The sequence below is a fragment of the Synechococcus sp. CS-603 genome (assembly GCF_977929215.1).
Window position 1 is genome coordinate 1,948,066 of the sequence record NZ_OZ376778.1, and the last position, 16,256, is coordinate 1,964,321.

General features: G+C 65.3%; 16 protein-coding genes. 11 read left to right on the forward strand and 5 right to left on the reverse strand.

Going from position 1 to position 16,256, the window contains the following annotated elements; all coding sequences use genetic code 11:
* Positions 1–22: 22 nt before the first annotated feature.
* Positions 23–916, reverse strand: coding sequence for an ROK family protein (locus tag ACXMDM_RS10205; protein ID WP_259722720.1), 894 nt, complete (start codon positions 914–916; stop codon positions 23–25).
* The gene (locus tag ACXMDM_RS10210; protein ID WP_499569544.1) at positions 916–5,388 is read right to left on the reverse strand and encodes a translocation/assembly module TamB; all 4,473 of its coding nucleotides are present in this window, start codon (positions 5,386–5,388) and stop codon (positions 916–918) included. Before ACXMDM_RS10210 ends, ACXMDM_RS10205 begins: the two co-directional genes overlap by 1 nt.
* A 76-nt stretch (positions 5,389–5,464) precedes the next feature.
* Between ACXMDM_RS10210 and ACXMDM_RS10215 the strand changes: the two genes are divergently transcribed.
* The 10 genes from ACXMDM_RS10215 (at position 5,465) to ACXMDM_RS10260 (ending at position 14,460) form a co-directional block, all read left to right on the forward strand.
* Positions 5,465–5,932: a Ycf51 family protein gene (locus ACXMDM_RS10215; RefSeq protein WP_259722722.1), complete on the forward strand. Its 468-nt coding sequence runs from the start codon at positions 5,465–5,467 to the stop codon at positions 5,930–5,932.
* Positions 5,929–6,333, forward strand: coding sequence for a DUF4332 domain-containing protein (locus tag ACXMDM_RS10220; RefSeq protein ID WP_259722723.1), 405 nt, complete (start codon positions 5,929–5,931; stop codon positions 6,331–6,333). Before ACXMDM_RS10215 ends, ACXMDM_RS10220 begins: the two co-directional genes overlap by 4 nt.
* A gap of 70 nt (positions 6,334–6,403) precedes the next feature.
* Positions 6,404–6,706 carry a DUF8664 family protein gene (locus ACXMDM_RS10225; protein ID WP_259722724.1) on the forward strand — a complete coding sequence of 101 codons (303 nt, stop codon included), beginning with the start codon at positions 6,404–6,406 and terminating at the stop codon, positions 6,704–6,706.
* Positions 6,707–8,323, forward strand: a complete 1,617-nt coding sequence (locus ACXMDM_RS10230) for a CocE/NonD family hydrolase (protein ID WP_311134200.1) — start codon at positions 6,707–6,709, stop codon at positions 8,321–8,323.
* 17 nt (positions 8,324–8,340) lie between these two features.
* Positions 8,341–9,060 (forward strand): DUF3887 domain-containing protein, encoded by a 720-nt coding sequence (locus ACXMDM_RS10235; RefSeq protein WP_499569547.1) that lies wholly within the window; start codon positions 8,341–8,343, stop codon positions 9,058–9,060.
* Positions 9,061–9,144: 84 nt separating this feature from the next.
* Positions 9,145–11,454: a 1,4-alpha-glucan branching protein GlgB gene (glgB, locus tag ACXMDM_RS10240; RefSeq protein WP_259722726.1), complete on the forward strand. Its 2,310-nt coding sequence runs from the start codon at positions 9,145–9,147 to the stop codon at positions 11,452–11,454.
* A 44-nt stretch (positions 11,455–11,498) separates the two neighbouring features.
* Positions 11,499–12,557, forward strand: coding sequence for a uroporphyrinogen decarboxylase (hemE, locus tag ACXMDM_RS10245; RefSeq protein ID WP_071801648.1), 1,059 nt, complete (start codon positions 11,499–11,501; stop codon positions 12,555–12,557).
* Positions 12,554–13,546: an NAD-dependent epimerase/dehydratase family protein gene (locus ACXMDM_RS10250; RefSeq protein ID WP_259722727.1), complete on the forward strand. Its 993-nt coding sequence runs from the start codon at positions 12,554–12,556 to the stop codon at positions 13,544–13,546. Before hemE ends, ACXMDM_RS10250 begins: the two co-directional genes overlap by 4 nt.
* A gap of 74 nt (positions 13,547–13,620) precedes the next feature.
* On the forward strand, positions 13,621–13,980 hold the full coding sequence (gene petE, locus ACXMDM_RS10255) for a plastocyanin (protein ID WP_259722728.1): 360 nt from the start codon (positions 13,621–13,623) through the stop codon (positions 13,978–13,980).
* A gap of 138 nt (positions 13,981–14,118) precedes the next feature.
* Positions 14,119–14,460 carry a c-type cytochrome gene (locus ACXMDM_RS10260; RefSeq protein WP_071802307.1) on the forward strand — a complete coding sequence of 114 codons (342 nt, stop codon included), beginning with the start codon at positions 14,119–14,121 and terminating at the stop codon, positions 14,458–14,460.
* 81 nt (positions 14,461–14,541) lie between these two features.
* Here ACXMDM_RS10260 and ACXMDM_RS10265 read toward each other — a convergent pair whose 3' ends face one another.
* On the reverse strand, positions 14,542–14,748 hold the full coding sequence (locus ACXMDM_RS10265; protein WP_071801651.1) for a DUF8662 family protein: 207 nt from the start codon (positions 14,746–14,748) through the stop codon (positions 14,542–14,544).
* 31 nt (positions 14,749–14,779) lie between these two features.
* Between ACXMDM_RS10265 and ACXMDM_RS10270 the strand changes: the two genes are divergently transcribed.
* A complete protein-coding gene (locus tag ACXMDM_RS10270; protein WP_071801652.1) occupies positions 14,780–15,040 on the forward strand; it encodes a hypothetical protein in 261 nt (86 codons plus the stop codon).
* Positions 15,041–15,058: 18 nt separating this feature from the next.
* Here ACXMDM_RS10270 and ACXMDM_RS10275 read toward each other — a convergent pair whose 3' ends face one another.
* The gene (locus ACXMDM_RS10275; protein WP_071801653.1) at positions 15,059–15,634 is read right to left on the reverse strand and encodes an alpha-ketoglutarate-dependent dioxygenase AlkB family protein; all 576 of its coding nucleotides are present in this window, start codon (positions 15,632–15,634) and stop codon (positions 15,059–15,061) included.
* A complete protein-coding gene (locus tag ACXMDM_RS10280) occupies positions 15,631–16,131 on the reverse strand; it encodes a hypothetical protein (RefSeq protein WP_071801654.1) in 501 nt (166 codons plus the stop codon). The genes ACXMDM_RS10275 and ACXMDM_RS10280 overlap by 4 nt, the downstream gene beginning before the upstream one ends.
* Positions 16,132–16,256: the final 125 nt, after the last annotated feature.

Here is a 16,256-nt window from a genome sequence, read left to right on the forward strand (position 1 = left end):
ATTCAGGAACAGAGGGGCACCATCATCCCAGTCGGTCGAGGGCGAGTTTCGCCGCTCCCAGCCGGCCGGCCCCATTGCCCAGGGCGCAGCGCCGGATCTGGAGGCCCTCACGACTTTCAGGCAGCACCCGCTCCTCCACTTCGCGCCAGAGGGCCGGCAGAAAGTGGTGGCTGGCGCCGCTGAGGCCACCGCCGAGCAAGACCAGTTCCGGGGTGAGCACGTAGATCAGCGAGCTGATCCCCACTCCCAGCAGGCGCCCATATTCCGCCCAGATGGCCAGGGCTTCGACCCCACCCGCATCGGCGCGGCGGCAGAGTTCGGCGGGATCAAGCGGGCTGAGCCGGCCGAGGCCGCTGATGCTGCAGTACTGTTCCATGGAGCCCCGATTGCCGCTGTTGCAGGGAGGCCCAGCCGGGTCCAGCCCGATCAGGCCGGGTTCGCAGGCGGCGCCACCATGGCCGGTGAACAAGCTCCCGCCCAGCAGCAGCCCACCTCCCACTCCCGTACCCAGGGTGAGCAGCAGCACGTTGGCGTAACCCCGGGCGGCGCCGGCCCAGGCTTCCCCCACGGTGGCGGCATTGCCGTCGTTGACCAGCGTGACCCGCCGTTTCAGCAGGGGCTCCAGCCAGGCGGCCAACGGCACCTCACGCCAGCCCGGCAGGTTGATGCAGAGCCGGGCCACCCGGCTGGCGCGATCCATTGGGCCGGGCAGCCCCACGCCCACAAGCGCCGCCTGGCGTTGCGGGTCGAGGACGCTGATCGCCTCCACCAGGGCCGTGGTCAAGGCCCCAGGCAGGGCCGGCTGAGGTGTGGGCCAATGCAGCTCCGCCAGGCAGGTGCCGCTGGAGCTAAAGCGGGCCAGCTTGATCGCCGTGCCGCCGATGTCGACACCGATCAGTTGGGGTGGGGAGTCCATCAGAAGCGGAAGAACAGTTGCAGCCGGGTCTGCCAGCGGCCTTCGGTGTCGAACGTGCCCTGGAGGCCGATGTTGTCGGTGGCCTGGTAGCGGAGGGTGAGCTCGGGGGGGATGTCGCTGCGGTTCGGGGCGGCCAGCACCGAGAAGTTGAAGCGGTCGCTGAGGTCCAGACCCAGTTCAGTGCCCAGCACCAACTGGCTCGGAACAGACTGGTCTGTTTCCTCAGAATCTTCGTTGACCGACGGGGTGACGAAGGTGGGATAGATCGCGAAGCTGATCCGCTGACCGAGGGCATCGGTGAGGCTGCTCAACAACGGCGAGAGCAGCGTCTGGCCAACCACCGTGGCCAGGGCCGCACCGGCATTGCCGCCGCTGAGCCCCGCCACGGTATTGCCACCGATCAGGGCCACCAGTCGCTGCTCGGAGATGGGCGGGTTGCTGCGCAGCTCGAACGACTCACCGATCCGATCGGCCGGGCCGCTCACCTTGAGCACGACGCGAACCAAGTTGAGCTGGTCAAGGGTGGTGAAATCACCGCGCAGCGAGAGATCCGTGAGCGCGCTGCGATCACTGCCAGTGTTCAAGGTGTTGGAGATGCGGGTGCGCAGAGCGATGTCCAGGAAGGGCACCAGCCCCTGGGACGGGGTGAACACCGCCACGTTCGGCGCGTCGGGATCGAGGGTGAAATTGGTGGTGAAGAAACTCAGTCTTCCGCTCAGCAGCCGCACCACGCCCCTGGCCGAGAGGGTTCTGTCGATTGGGCCGTTGAGGGTGAGCAATCCGCCCGTCTTGAAGGTGGCCACGGGTGGAGCAACCACCAGCAGATCGGGGCCGAAGCTGAGCCGCAGGTCGTTCAGGCGCACATAGGAGAAATTGGGAATCGCCTGCCGCAACGCCAGGCCGGTCGTTGTTTCCACCTCGGGACCGAACAACACCAAGGGCTGTTGGAAGTCCCACTTCTCCTCCACCAGCTGCTGGACCGCCACCGGCTCGACCATGCCATTGGCATCGCTGCGGCCCAGGCCACCAGGCTGAGCATTGATGCTTCCCTTGCTGACCTGCAGCTCGCCGCCCAGCAAGGGCTTGAGCAGGCTGCCGCCGATTCCCAGCTCGCCATCGATGTCGGCTTCGAGTCGGGGGACACGGATGCGGGCCTGGCTGATCTCCACAACCAGGGGATTGCGCTGAGCTGTGACCTCGGTGAGGCCCAAACCGCCGCCAGCCTTGATCGTGCCCTTTTCACCCACGCGAGCGCTGAACTCCTGGACTAGCAGCTCTTCGAAATCGAACAGGATCGTTGCTTCGAGCTCTCGCACCTCCTGGCCGCCCAGAGCGAGTTCGCCCTCGCGGAAGCGCAGGAAGCCGTTGGCCACTGGCTGGCTGAGGCTGCCGCGCACGAGCACTTCCAGGTCAGCGCTGCCTTTCTGCCAGATCGTCTCGCCCGCGATCAGTCCATTGAGAAAGCGCAGGCCATCGCCCCGACTCGATAGCCGCAAGCGCAAGCCCTCGGCCTCCGGATCCAGGGGCACCTCAGCGATCAGATCGACGCTGTTTTCAGCGCCGCCACCGCGCAGGGCACCCTGGACATTCAGGTTGTTGCCCGCCAGCGACAATTCCCCCTGTTCCAGGTTCAGCGGGGTGTCATTCAAGAAGCCCTCGCGCAGCGCGATGGTGGTCGAGAAGCTGGGCTCCTCATCACCGAGCTGGTACTGACCCTTCAATGAGAGAACGCCGCGCAAGCTGGCCGGCACGGGGGTGAAGAGAGCCAGCAGGCTGAGCGACAGGCCATCGAAGCCAAAGGAACCCTGACCACCGCTGAGGGGCCCCTGGATCGTCACCACCAGAGGCTCAAGTCCCAGCGCCTTATCTTTGTCGGCGCCCCTCTGCCAGAGATGCCCCTTGGCGGCCAGATCGAGGCGAAGCTGCCCGATCGTTGGACCAGCAAGCGTGAGATCGGCATCGACCAGGCCGCGCAGATCCTGCAGACGCATCGGGGCCGATTCCTCTGGAGTCACCTGGAAGGCGGCAAGGCGGTCTTTGGCCAGTTGCAGGGCCCTGAGCTGGGTGTCGATCGATTCCCCGAACGTTTCAATCAGCACGGTGCCCAGATCCTCGGCCCGGCCCCTGGGCAGCGGACTCGCCCCCTGGGTCAACGGCCAGCTCCCCACCAGTTGGCTGAACATCTCCAGTGGCAGCCGGCGACCCTCCAGCTGGGCGCGAAGAGCTCCATTGGTCTGTCCACTGGTGGTGTAGGTCACCAAACCGCCCTCCAGCGGCTCAAAGCGACCCTTGAGCTGGAACAACCGCTCGCGGATTCCGCCGCTGGCCGTGAGTTCCTTGCCCAGCAGCTCCAGCACCATGGGACGCTCAATCGTGAGCGAGCCGCTGGCCGCCAGCGGTTGGAAATCGAGGCTGCCCTGGCCACTCAGCCGTCCGCCGATCGGTGTGGGGCGCGCCCTGGGCCCGACCTCCACCGCGAGTCCGTCGAAGGGAAACTGCTCCGCCACCCATTGGTAGCGCTGGGGGCTGCCGACCAGTCGCAACTGCCCTTCGCGTCGCTCCAACACCACCTGTTGCGGCAACCAGTTCGCTGAGAGGCGGGCACGCAGCTCGCCTGGCGGTGCCGGGCCCTGGGCTCGCATGCGCAGGCTGCTTCCCGCGCCGACGTTGGCCGTGAGCGACCCCCGCCAGGTTTCCTTGAGCGAGAGCGGCCCGCCACCGGGATTGCGCAGCGTGAGCTGGACATCAGGACGCAGGTCTGCGAGCGGACCACGCAAGCTGCCGCTGGCGGCGAGATCGCCTTCGAGCTCAACCCCGAGCAGGGGGCTGAGTCGCTGCAGCGCAAACGGCGGCGCCGCGAAGGCCAGGTCCAGGTTGCCTGCCACCAGCCCTCGCCGCTTCTGCCAGCGCAAGGGCAGGGACCCGCTGGCGCTCAGCTCAGGGCTCTGAAGCTCCGTGAGACGCAACAGGTTGCCTCTCCAGGCCAGGCTGGCCCGGGCCGGGCCGAGCACGGTCGTCTGGTTCACGCTCAGCCCATTTGGAGCCCGCAAGCTGGCGCTGATCGTGCCCAGCGGCCCTGAGCCCGGCGGGACCGTGCGGCGGGCCTCGATCTCCAGCAGGGGCCGCCCGGCCTGGGCCAGAGAACTGCGCAGCACGGGCTCGCTCCAGGGGCCGCTGAGACTGAGACGGCCGCTCAGCCATTGCTCCTCGCCGAGCAGGGATTCCAGCCATGGCGCCGACTCCCACAGCGAAGGATGCACGCCCAAGGCCCGGCTATCGAGGTTGAGGCGGGGCCACAACGGTCCAGCGAGGAGCAGTTCCGAGCGTCCCGAGTTGAGCTGAAGCTCAGCCAGCCGCAGCGTCAGCGACTGGCGCCAGTCGGCCAGAACCTGGCCGCGGAAACGCAAGGGCTCCGGGCTGGTCGGGGTTCCGCGCCCGAGCGGAATTTGCCCGGCGATCTCCAGCCGGGGCTGGCGCCAGGGGCCGCGCAGGTCGAAAGCGAGTTGGTCCCCGCGTTTGGGGTCCTCGGCGGTGAGGCGAAAGTCAAACCAACGCTCCAGCTCCAGCCTGCCGTTGAGGACCCCCTGCCAGTTCGCCATTTGCCAGGGGGTCCTGCTCAGATTGAGGCGCTCTCCGGAGCAGCGCAGCGCGAGGCGTTCGATCTTCAATGGGCCTGGCAGGAGTTCGTCTTCCAGCCCAAGGCCGTTGAGGTTCAGGGCGCCATTGCAGCTGTTGCGACCGTCGCTGCGGCTCAGGTGCAGGCGGCCATCCAGCCAACCGCTGGCGCTGGTGCCCCTGGTGTTCGGCAGCAAGGAGACCAGACCCGCCAATGGCTGGCGCTTGACACCGAGGTTGAGGCGGACATTGCCTGTGTCCCAGTTGGCGTCACCTTGCAGCGCAAAGCGGCCTTCGGGCGGCAACAGGGCTGCTCCCGACCAGGTGATCGCGCTGCGGTGGAGGGCGACGCTGAGGCCACCGTCCACCCGCAGCTTCAGGTTGAGCGGCTTGACCGCGACGCTGGCAGGATCGACGAGCCGCACCCGCAGGGCCAGCCGGGGGGGGGCTTGTCCCTTGACGCCGCTGAACACCCAGAACTGGCCCTGGCGGTTGGGTTCCAGCTCAAGGCTGCCGCCCTGCACGGCCAGCTGGACCACGGGCAACCCCTGAACAAGGCTGGCCCAGGGGGCGATCGCTACCCCAAGGCCCTGGGCTGCGGCCGTGGAGTTATCGGCGGGACCGGCCTCAACCCGGCTCGGCCCGATGGCCAGTCCCCAGGGTCGCAAACCCTGATAGGGGCCCAGTTGCAGCGGATGGCCCAGCCCCTTGCCGATCTGGCGTTCCAGGTCCGGGCGCAGGTGGCGATAGAGCCTGCCAACGAGATAGTCGGCGCCGAACCAGATGCCGACCGCGGTTCCCGCACCGAGCAACACCTCGCCAACAACGAGGGAGTGGCGCCAATTCAGGTTCGGCAACCCCATCGGAACGTTGTGGTTACCGCTTGAGGTTTCCGCAATCTATAAGGTGATTTCATTGCCGCCCAGCCCCCCCATGCCCGTTGATCCCCTGTTGCTGACCGTCGGCAAATGGCTGGGTGCCGCCAGCGGTGTGCTGGCGCTGTTGATGGTCGCGGGATTTGTCTCTGGCTGGGGAATCCGCTTTCGCCTGGTGGGCATCACCAGCTTCACCGCCCTGTTGTCGCTGTCTTGTCTGGCCTTCGCGATCAGCTACAACCCCCGGGTGCTGGTGGAGGGGGCGGTCACGGCACCGATCGTGTTCGACAACGGCACCAACCTGGTGGTAGCCACCGCTGCGGCCGATCTGCCCGCCGAGGCTTTTGCCCCCACGGCCAAACAACTGGCCCTGAACCTGCGCGGCAATGGCCGCTCCAGCCCCGATGGTCTGGTGCATGTGCGCCTGCGCCGGGTTGAATCCGTGGGCCCGGGTCTCAGCCGGCCGGTGGTGTTGGCCGAAGCCACCCGCAACAACCGGGGCGAGGTGGCCCTGCTGCAGCCTTGACGCCAACCGCCATCGGCACACTGCCGCTTCACTTCCAGGCTGAGCAACGCCAGCTTGAGCTCTCAGGGCACCTTGATTGGCAGTCCCTGGCCCAGCTGAGCGACGCTGAGCTGCGTCGGTTGGCCCGCAATGGCGCCTCAGAGCAGCGGCTGATCAAGCTGCGCGGCCAGGCCCAGCTGATCGTGGCGATCGGCCTGGCGCCGCCGGATGCGGCCCTGTTGCTCTATGCCGGCATCGCCACTGCCGATGGCCTGGCCCAGGCCTCCCCCCAACAATTGGTGGTCCAACTCGGCCGGCTGCAACGCTCCTTGACCGGCACCACCCTGCCGATGGTCAGCGCAACGACAGTGCGCCAATGGATCAGTGCGGCCCGGCGCAGCACCGGTCGCTCGCCAAACTGACCCGAACCGGGGCCGTAAAGCCTGGGGTACGCCTGAAATGGATGGGTATCCCCTTTGCGGTGGATCGTCTGTGTTCCTCGATTCTTTCCCTCTGCGATCGCTCCGCCTCGGCCTGGCCGTTGTTCTTGGCCTCGCCACGGCGTTCAGCGGCAGCTCGGCGATCGCGGCCTCTGCCTTGCTGGAGTCCGTCAAGCAGAATCCACAGGTAGCCAAAAGTCTCTGCGCCGAATTTCGCAAGCTCAACAGCCAGGGGGTGCGTTCCTCCTCCCCCCAGGCGATCGCCATGGTGGCCCGCCGTCAGGGCATCAGCCCCTCCGACGCTGAAATTGTCATCACCTACGTGGTTGGCCTGCACTGCCCCGACGTTCGCTGAGTGCCTCCCCCCCTTTCGGTGGAGTCGTTCGATGCCTGGATGCCCTGCCCCGATGGGGTGAAGCTGGCCACCCGCATCTGGAAGCCGGCCGTGGGCGGCCTTTGGCCGGTGCTGCTGGTGCGGCAGCCCTACCACCGGGCGATCGCCTCAACGGTGACCAGCGCCCACCCCACCTGGTATGCCAGTCAGGGCTATCTGGTTGCCGTGCAGGACGTGCGCGGGCGTGGCGACTCGGACGGCAGCTTTGCCGGTTTCGCCCAGGAGGCAGGCGATGGGGCCACCGCCCTGGCCTGGGCCCGCAGCCTGCCTGGATCCAATGGCCGACTTGGCTGCTATGGCTTCTCCTACCAAGGCCTCACCCAGCTCCTGTGTGACGACCCAACGATCCGGCCCGATTGCCTGGTCCCGGCGATGGCTGGCCTCGATGAACGGCTGCACTGGGCCAGCGACGGCGGCGCCCATCGTTGGGCGCTTGGCCTGGCCTGGGCCCTGCAGCTGACGGCCGAAACCGTGCGCCGCCGCGGTGAGGAGATGGCATGGCAGGCGATCCGCCACAGCCTGCGCAGCGGCGCCTTCCTTGAGGACGGCCTGGCCCTGCTGGAGCGGCATGACCCAGGCGGCATGGGCTTGGGCTGGTTCCGCCTCGATCCCGGCCATGCTGACGGTTGGACCGTGCATGACCCCTCCGAGACGCTGTTGCGTCAACCGATGCTGTTGCTCGGGGGCTGGTGGGATGCCCAGCTCGAAGGGATTTTCGATCTGCAGGACCGCAGCCTCCGCGCCGGCGGTGACCCCCTGCTGCGGATCGGGGCCTGGACCCATCTTGATTGGAACGGCGGCCTCGATCGCTTGCAGCTGGCCTTCTTCGACCACCACCTGCGCGATCGGCCGCCGCCACACCCGTTGGCCCGTGAGCGGTTTGCCGATCTGACAACCGCCAACTGGGCCCAGCAGGCCGAAGCGCTGCATCCAGAGATCGCGGCAGAGGGCATGGCGCCCTGGCGCCTGGGCAGTCAGGGTCTGGCCTGCATCGATGGCGATGAAGGGCGCCTGTTGCGGCCGGGGGAAGGGGGAGCGGGCGGCAACATCTGGCTGGTCCATGACCCTTGGCGCCCCGTGCCAGGCCGTGGCGGACACCTGGGCCTCGATGCCGGACCTGCCGAGCGCGCCGATCTGGACCGCCGCGGCGATGTGGCCTGCTTCAGCAGCGGGACTTTTGAAACCGGGCTGACTCTGCAGGGGCGCCCCCGGCTGGAGTTGGAAGTGGCAGCCGACCAGCCCGGTTTCGATCTCTGTGCGGCCCTGTCGATCGTGCGCGCGGGCGGTCGCCAGGTGTGGCAGATCAGCACGGCGGTGGCCCGTTTCCCCGGCCCTGAGGCCCAGCGCCGACAACGCCGCGTGCTGGTCTTCCAGCCGTTGCGGGCCAGCCTTGCCAGCGGCGAGCGCCTGCGGCTGTCCCTGGCTGGTGCCGCCTGGCCCCAGATCGCCGTTATCAGCGGTAATCCGGATCAGCTGCCCGGGCCGGTGGGCCCCGCGCACCGGGTGATCACCCTTCAGTTGATGCTCTCCGAGGCGAAGCTGTGGCTGCAGCCGATCGGATCGGCCAAACTGGGCTGATCGTTCGTCGACCAACTGTGACTCTGCGTGCCCCCCTGCTGGCCATGGCGTTGGCTTTTGGTGCTGTGTTCCCGGCTATCCCGGCCAGTGCGGGCCAGACGGCAGCCCAGGCCCGCAGCTCAGCGGAGACGATCATCCAGGGATTGCGCCGCGAAGACAGCCAGGCGATCTACGACCTGCTCTCACCGGATCTGCAACGGTCGACCACGCTGGAGCGCGTGAAGAAACGCCTCAAGCAGCGCGATCCCATTCTCAGTATTCGCATCAAAGAGGTGCTCACCGGCGCCGACGACAGCACGGTTGAAGCTGTGCTGGTCACCGCCAAAGGGTCCCAACCGCTGATCCTGGTGCTCGATGAGCAGGGCCGGCTGCTGGGTTGGGAAACGTCTCTGGAGGACACGCCGATCGAGAAGGTGGCCTCCAATTTCGTGACCGCACTCAGTGAAGGAAAACTGATCGAGGCCCGCGCCCTGCTCTCCAGCTTCATGCAGACCGAGATCAGCCCCCAGGATCTGCTCAACCGCTGGAAGGATCTGGAGAAACTCACCGGCAGCTTTCAGCGGATTCGCGGCACGGTGGTGTCCAGTGAAGGCGGCGAACAGCAACTGGTGCTCGTCACCACCCAGTTCAGCCAACTCACCGACAACCTGTTCGTGATCCTTGATCCCAGTGGTCACATCATCGGCGTTGATTTTCCTGAAGAAATCAGGACACCTGGTGTGGCTGCCGGCTCCTGATCACACCAGAACTTCGACTCCAAACCAAAGCGGCTGGAGGGATCTGCTTGCCGTCTAGGGTTGATTTTCGGATGCCTGCCCTCCATGTTCCCCGCCAGCCTCGACGGGATCGCTGAAGCAGGACAACGGCTGGGGGAGTGCCGGGACGACCATCCGTTCGCGGTGCTCGGCCCCCAACCCCTGGGCGATGGCTGGGTGGTGAGGGCCTGGATGCCGGAAGCCCAGTCCGTGGCCCTGTTGCTCGACGGCCACAGCCACGCCACGGCCACGCCCCACCACCCCTGGTTGTTTGAAGCAGAGTTCGACAGCGATCCTGGCTGCACCTACCAGCTGGAGGTAAGTCGGGCAGGCATCACCCACATCCAGCACGATCCCTGGGCCTTCCGCCAGGAGTGGTTGGGTGAACTGGATCGCCACCTGTTCGCCGAAGGCAACCACCACCACATCTGGCGGCGTCTTGGTGCCCACCCCTGCGAGCGCAGTGGTGTGCCCGGGGTTCAGTTCGCCCTCTGGGCACCCAACGCGCGCAGCGTGGCGCTGCTCGGTGATTTCAACAACTGGGATGGCCGGCACCATCCGATGCAACAACGGCTGGGCGGCATCTGGGAGCTGTTCATTCCCGGCTTGGCGGTGGGCACCGTCTACAAATACGAAGTGCGCAGCCCCGAGGGGCACTGCTACCAGAAAGCCGACCCCTATGGTTTTCAGCATGAAATACGGCCCCAGACGGGCTCGGTGGTGTCCCAGCTGGACAATTTCCGCTGGAGCGATCAGGCCTGGGTTGAACAGCGGGACAGCCGTGATCCACTCGATCAACCGATCAGCGTCTATGAACTGCACTTAGGCAGCTGGATGCATGGCTCCATCGACGAGCCTTTCCTGGAGGCCGATGGCACGCCGAGGCAACCGGTGGCCGCCGCCGATCTCAAGCCCGGTGCTCGCCTGCTCACCTACGCCGAGCTGGCCGATCGGCTGATTCCCTACGTGGTGGCACGCGGCTTCACCCACATTGAGCTGCTGCCGATCGCCGAGCATCCCTTCGATGGCTCCTGGGGCTATCAGGTGGCCGGCTTTTATGCCCCCACCAGCCGCTTCGGCAGCCCCGACGAATTCCGGGCCTTCGTGAACCGCTGCCATGCGGTGGGCCTTGGCCTGTTGCTCGACTGGGTTCCAGGCCATTTCCCCAAGGACAGCCATGGCCTGGCCTTCTTCGATGGCTGCCATCTCTATGAGCATGCCGATCCCCGCATCGGTGAGCACAAGGAATGGGGCACCTTGATTTTCAATTACAGCCGCAATGAGGTCCGCAACTTCCTTGTGGCCAATTTGATCTACTGGTTTGAGGAGTTTCATATCGATGGCATCCGAGTGGATGCGGTGGCCTCGATGCTCTATCGGGATTACCTCAGGCCCGATGGCGAGTGGCTGGCCAATGACGAGGGCGGCCGCGAGAATCTCGAAGCCGTGACCTTCCTGCAGCAGGCCAACACCGTGCTGTTTCAGCACTTCCCCGGAGCGTTGTCGATCGCCGAAGAATCCACCACCTGGCCGATGGTGACCCAGCCCACCCACCTGGGCGGCCTGGGATTCAACCTGAAGTGGAACATGGGCTGGATGCACGACATGCTCGATTATTTCGAGCTTGATCCGTGGATGCGTCAGTTCCACCAGAACAACATCAGTTTCTCGATCTGGTATCACTACACCGAGAACTTCATGCTGGCCCTCAGCCACGATGAAGTGGTGCATGGCAAGAGCAATTTGCTCAACAAGATGCCCGGCGATGACTGGCAGAAGTTCGCCAATGTGCGCGCCCTGCTGGCCTTCATGTGGACCCATCCCGGCAAGAAAACCATCTTCATGGGTATGGAGTTCGGTCAGCGGGCCGAATGGAATGTCTGGGGGGATCTTGAATGGAATCTGCTCCAGTTCGATCCCCATCAGGGCCTGTTGAACCTGGTCGATGACCTCAACAGCTTCTACCGGGCCGAGCCGGCCCTCTGGCGCGACGACTTTGTTCAGTTCGGCTTCCAGTGGATTGACTGCAGCGACAGCCGCCATTCGGTGATCAGCTTCATGCGCCGGGTGAGCGGCGACGACAGCTGGTTGGTGGTGGTGGCCAACTTCCTGCCCCAGGCGCACGACCATTACCGCATCGGTGTTCCGCTGGAGGGCTTCTATGCCGAAGTGTTCAACACCGACGGCAGCCGATACGGCGGCAGCAACCTCGGCAATCTCGGTGGCAAGTTCAGCGACGCCGCCGCCATGCACGGCTACAGCCATTCGCTCGATCTCTGTCTGCCGCCGCTGAGTGTGCTGGTGTTCCGCAGGGATGCGGAGCGCAGCGAGGTCCTGTGTGACGAAGCCGCTGATGGCGGTCTACTGGTCGGGTAGGTTCGCCCCTGGCTTCGCTTCTGACCCCGCCTCCGATATCCCCCATGGCCGAACCCCTTCCCCTGTTGCTGCGCGCCGCCCGAGGTGAGCAGGTGGAGAGGCCGCCAGTGTGGATGATGCGCCAGGCCGGCCGTTATATGAAGGTGTATCGCGAGCTGCGTGATCGCCACCCCGGCTTCCGCGAGCGCTCTGAAAACGCCGATCTCTCCTACGAGATCTCGATGCAACCGTTCCGGGCTTTTGCGCCCGATGGGGTGATCCTTTTCTCCGACATCCTCACGCCCCTGCCGGGCCTCGGCATTGACTTCGACATCGTTGAAAGCAAGGGGCCGATCATCGATCCGCCGATCCGCAGCCGGGCCCAGGTGGAGGCCCTGCGGGCGCTGAACCCGGCCGAGGCACTGCCGTTCGTGGGTGAGGTGTTCGGGAGGCTGCGCCAGAGCGTGGGCCACCAGGCGGCCGTGCTCGGCTTCGTCGGAGCCCCCTGGACCCTGGCCGCCTATGCGGTGGAAGGCAAAAGCAGCAAGAATTATGCGGTGATCAAGGCGATGGCTTTCCAGGAGCCTGCCCTGCTGCACCAGTTGCTGGGCCATCTGGCCGATGCGATCGCCACCTATGTGCGCTACCAGATCGACAGCGGCGCCCAGGTGGTGCAACTGTTCGACTCCTGGGCAGGCCAGCTCAGCCCCCTCGATTACGACGTCTTCGCCGCCCCCTACCAGAAACGGGTGGTGGATCAGGTGAAGGCCACCCACCCCGACACCCCCCTGATTCTCTATATCTCTGGCAGTGCCGGGGTGCTGGAGCGCATGGCTAACACCGGGGTCGATTTCATCTCGTTGGATTGGACCGTGGACATGGCCGATGGCCTTGCCCGCCTGCCGGAACACCTCGGTGTGCAGGGCAATGTGGATCCGGGGCTGTTGTTTGGCACCCCCGAGGCGATCCGGGCCCGGGTGGTCGACACGGTGCTCAAGGCCAGGGGCCGGCGCCACATCCTCAACCTCGGCCACGGCATCCTGCCGGGCACCCCGGAAGAGAATGCCCGGGTGTTCTTTGAAGCCGGCAAAACGGTGAATGAATTGATCGGAGCCGCTGGTTGAGCGCTCCGGCCAAGGTTCTGATCACCGGCGCCAGTGGCTGCGTCGGTCAGGCGATCGCCCAGCAGTTGTACCGCGAATCCGATGTGGAGCTGCTGCTGTGGCTGCGCGACCCTGCCAAGCTCACCGCCGTTCCTCGCCACGATCCCCGCATCACCCTGCTGGTGGGTGATCTGCGCGACCAGGAGCCCCACGCCGCCGCGATTGCCTCGGCCCAGCGGCTGATCCACACGGCCACGGCCTGGGGTGATCCCGAGCGTGCCCATCAGGTGAACGTGCTGGCCGTCAAGGAGTTGCTGGGGCGCACCGACCCGGCCAGGTTGGAGCAGGTGATCTACTTCTCCACCGCCAGCATCCTCGACCGCGATCTCAACCTGCTGCCGGAAGCGGCGGCCTACGGCACCGAATACATCCAGACCAAGGCCCTCTGCCTGCAGCAGCTCGAGACCCATCCCCTCGCTGAGCGGATCGTGGCGGTGTTTCCAACACTCGTGTTCGGTGGATCGGTGCAACCGGGCAGCAGCCTGCCCACCAGCTACCTCACCGCCGGGCTCAACGAGGTGGTGCGCTGGTTGTGGCTGGCCCGCTGGCTGCGGGCTGAGGCCAGCTTCCACTTCATCCACGCCGAGGACATCGCCCGGATCTGCGTGAATCTGACCCTGCAGCCCCACCAACCCAACCCGGAGCCGGGGCAGGGGCCGTTGCGGCGCCTGGTGCTCGGCCAGCCGGCGGTCACCGTGGACGACACCGTCAGTCGGCTCTGCCGCTGGCGCGGGATGTCCCGCCCCCCGTTTGGCCTGCAGCTCAGCGGCTGGTTGATCGAAGCCCTGATCAAGGTGCTGCCGATCGAGGTGAACGCCTGGGATCGCTTCAGCATCCGCCAGCGCCACTTCGTGCATGAGCCGATCAGCCCACCGGAGCGCTTCGGGCTTGTCAGCCTGGCTCCCAGCTTGGAGCTGGCCTTTGAGACCGCAGGGCTGGCCCGTCAGTAAGCCACCTTCACCTTGAAACCATGGCCCTGAAGGGGTGTTCATTTCCTAGTATTGGCAAACCTCTTGGATTTGCCATGCGCTCCAGCCTGTTTGCGTCCCTGTTCGCCTTCTGTTTTGCCCTGATCAGCGGTCTTTTGCTGGCCCTGCCCGCCGATGCCGCCACCGTGGAAGTGAAGTTGGGCACAGACTCGGGCATGCTCGCTTTTGAGCCCAGCAGCCTGACCATCGCCAAAGGCGACACCGTCCGCTTTGTCAACAACAAGCTGGCCCCCCATAACGCCGTGTTCGACGGCCACGAAGAGCTGAGCCACTCGGCCTTGGCCTTCAACCCGGGCGAATCCTGGGAAGAAACCTTCAGTGAAGTGGGCACCTTCAACTACTGGTGCGAACCCCACCGGGGTGCCGGCATGGTGGGCAAGGTGATTGTGGAGTGAAGCGGGTCTCTGCCTTCTTGATCAGCCTCGAAGCTGAGCAGCGAAGCCGGTGATCACAGGATTGTTTCGATCGTGGCCGGCAGGCTGGCTTAGGGCCCAACTGCCGGCCTATTTTTGTATCGTTGCCCGGATTTTTCCATGCGTCGCCTGATCAGCTTTTTCGCTCTCTGTCTTGCCCTCCTCTTCGGTGCAGCCCCAAGCTTTGCTGCGGATAGCGCCCATGGTGGCCAGCTCTTCTCCGCCAATTGCGCGGCCTGCCACATGGGAGGCGGCAATGTGGTGAATGCCGAGCGCACCTTGAAGCAGGGAGCTCTGGAGGCTTACCTGGCTGATTACAGCACTGATCATGAGGCAGCCATCGCCGCCCAGGTCACCAAGGGCAAGAACGCCATGCCCGCCTTCCTCGGTCGGCTTACCGAAGCCGACATTGCCGATGTCTCGGCCTATGTCGAAGAAATGGCGGCCAAGGGCTGGACCTGATCTGTTTCGATCTGAACTGATTGGATCCTCGAAATCACGCCCGCCTTTGGCGGGCTTTTTTGTGCCGCTGAGCCAGCCAGCTCACGCTTGCTGGCGGTGGAGGGCGAGCACCTCAAGGTAGAGATCTTCGGGGATCTCGCGGATGTCGTACTCACTGGGGAGCACGCCATGGGCATGGCGGTGAACCACCAGCCAGCAGTTCCTTTCGGCATCCCTGCTGCTGGACTCGAAGCTGCGTGACTCCGCCACCAGCCGGGCCAACAGGTCCCCGTGACTCTCGCTCTCCATCCTTGAATGTCCGTAGATCGACGCGCCCATCATGATCATTCGCGCCCTGTTGCTGCTTCTGCCCTTGGTCGCCGCCACCACCCCCTCCCCCCAGGCTCAGACCTTCTCTGCTGATGGCTGTCCCCTGCTGGTACCCCGGCAGGATGCGGTTTTCCAACCAAAGCGGCTGCTCCCTGCCCAGGTTGCCCGCAAGAATGCCGGCGGGTGTCTGTCGCCTTCGGATGCCATCTACGGCGCCGATGGCTGCCCGCGTCAATTGTGTCCCCCACAGACCCGTGGCATTGAGCTCTGATGGAAGGGTGGCAAGGGTTCAGCTGGGGCGCAGCAGCCGAAAGGTGAGGTTGAGGCGCGGCTGGCTCACCCGGCGGCGGCGGGGCAGTTCATGCAGCCAATGTTGCTGGGTGGGTGGATCCATCAGCAGCAGATCGCCATGGCCAAGCTCCAGGCAGTGACGCTCACGGCTGTCCGGGCCTCGCCCTTTGGGTTTGAAGCGAAAACTGCGGGTTGCCCCCAGGCTCAATGAAGCGATCGGCGCGCTGGGGTCGAGTTCAGGTTCATCGTCGGCATGCCAGCCCATCCGGTCGTCCCCGTCCCGGTAGAGATTGATCAGCACCGAGTTGAAAGCACAACCAGCGAACGCGTTAGCAGCGCACCGCAAATCCAGAACGCGGGGGATCCAGGGCTGGGCGATCTGCTGTTCACCGCTGTAGGTGTAAGCAAAACCAGGATCGGCCATCCAGCAGGTGAGCCGGGGCAGAAGCCGCCGCTGCCCGAAGATCTGAATCGAGTCCTGCTGCCAGGGCACCTCCGCTTGCAAGCCTTTCAGGGTGGCGTCGGCATCAAGCAGCCAGCCTGGCTGGTGACGCAGCTTCAGGGTCTGGGTCAACGGCAGCCGTAGACGGAGATGGTGTAGCTGAAGCCGGTGGCGTTGGCGTTGTAGCCACTGCCCACTTTCATGTTCACCTGGCTGACGAGCTTGTTGGCGGGGGGCAGCACCGGGCCGAATTGCTTGAACTCCCCGGGCTGGGCGTCGAAGGTTTCATTCACCACCTGAAGGTTGGTGCCATCGCTGAATTTCAGATAGGCCTGGATCGGAAAGGGGCCCGCCTTGGTGGAGGTGGATTTGAAATTGAGCCGGTAGCTGTTGTAAGGCCTGGTCACCGCGAAGTCGGTGTTGAAGTTGGTGCGTCCGAAGGGGAACACCAGGGGACCGTCGAGCTGGATCGACTTGCTGACGCTGGTGCCGCCACCCACGGCGTTCAGCTTGCTGCAGGTGGCAGCCTGCGCCCCTGACGTCAGCAGCACCCCGCCTAGGAGCAGAGCGAGCCAGGGCAGGGCCGTGGCTGAAGCGGGGCGCAAAAGCGTGAAGAGGGAGCGAGGCATCACGGATTCTATTCAGTGGTCAGTAGAAAAACATAAAAGAGTGCTCTGCCGCTCGGTTCGGATGATTCGCTATTTGTTTCGGGCCACCCACCCTGTGGAGCCAGGGGATCCGGCATACGGTTTTC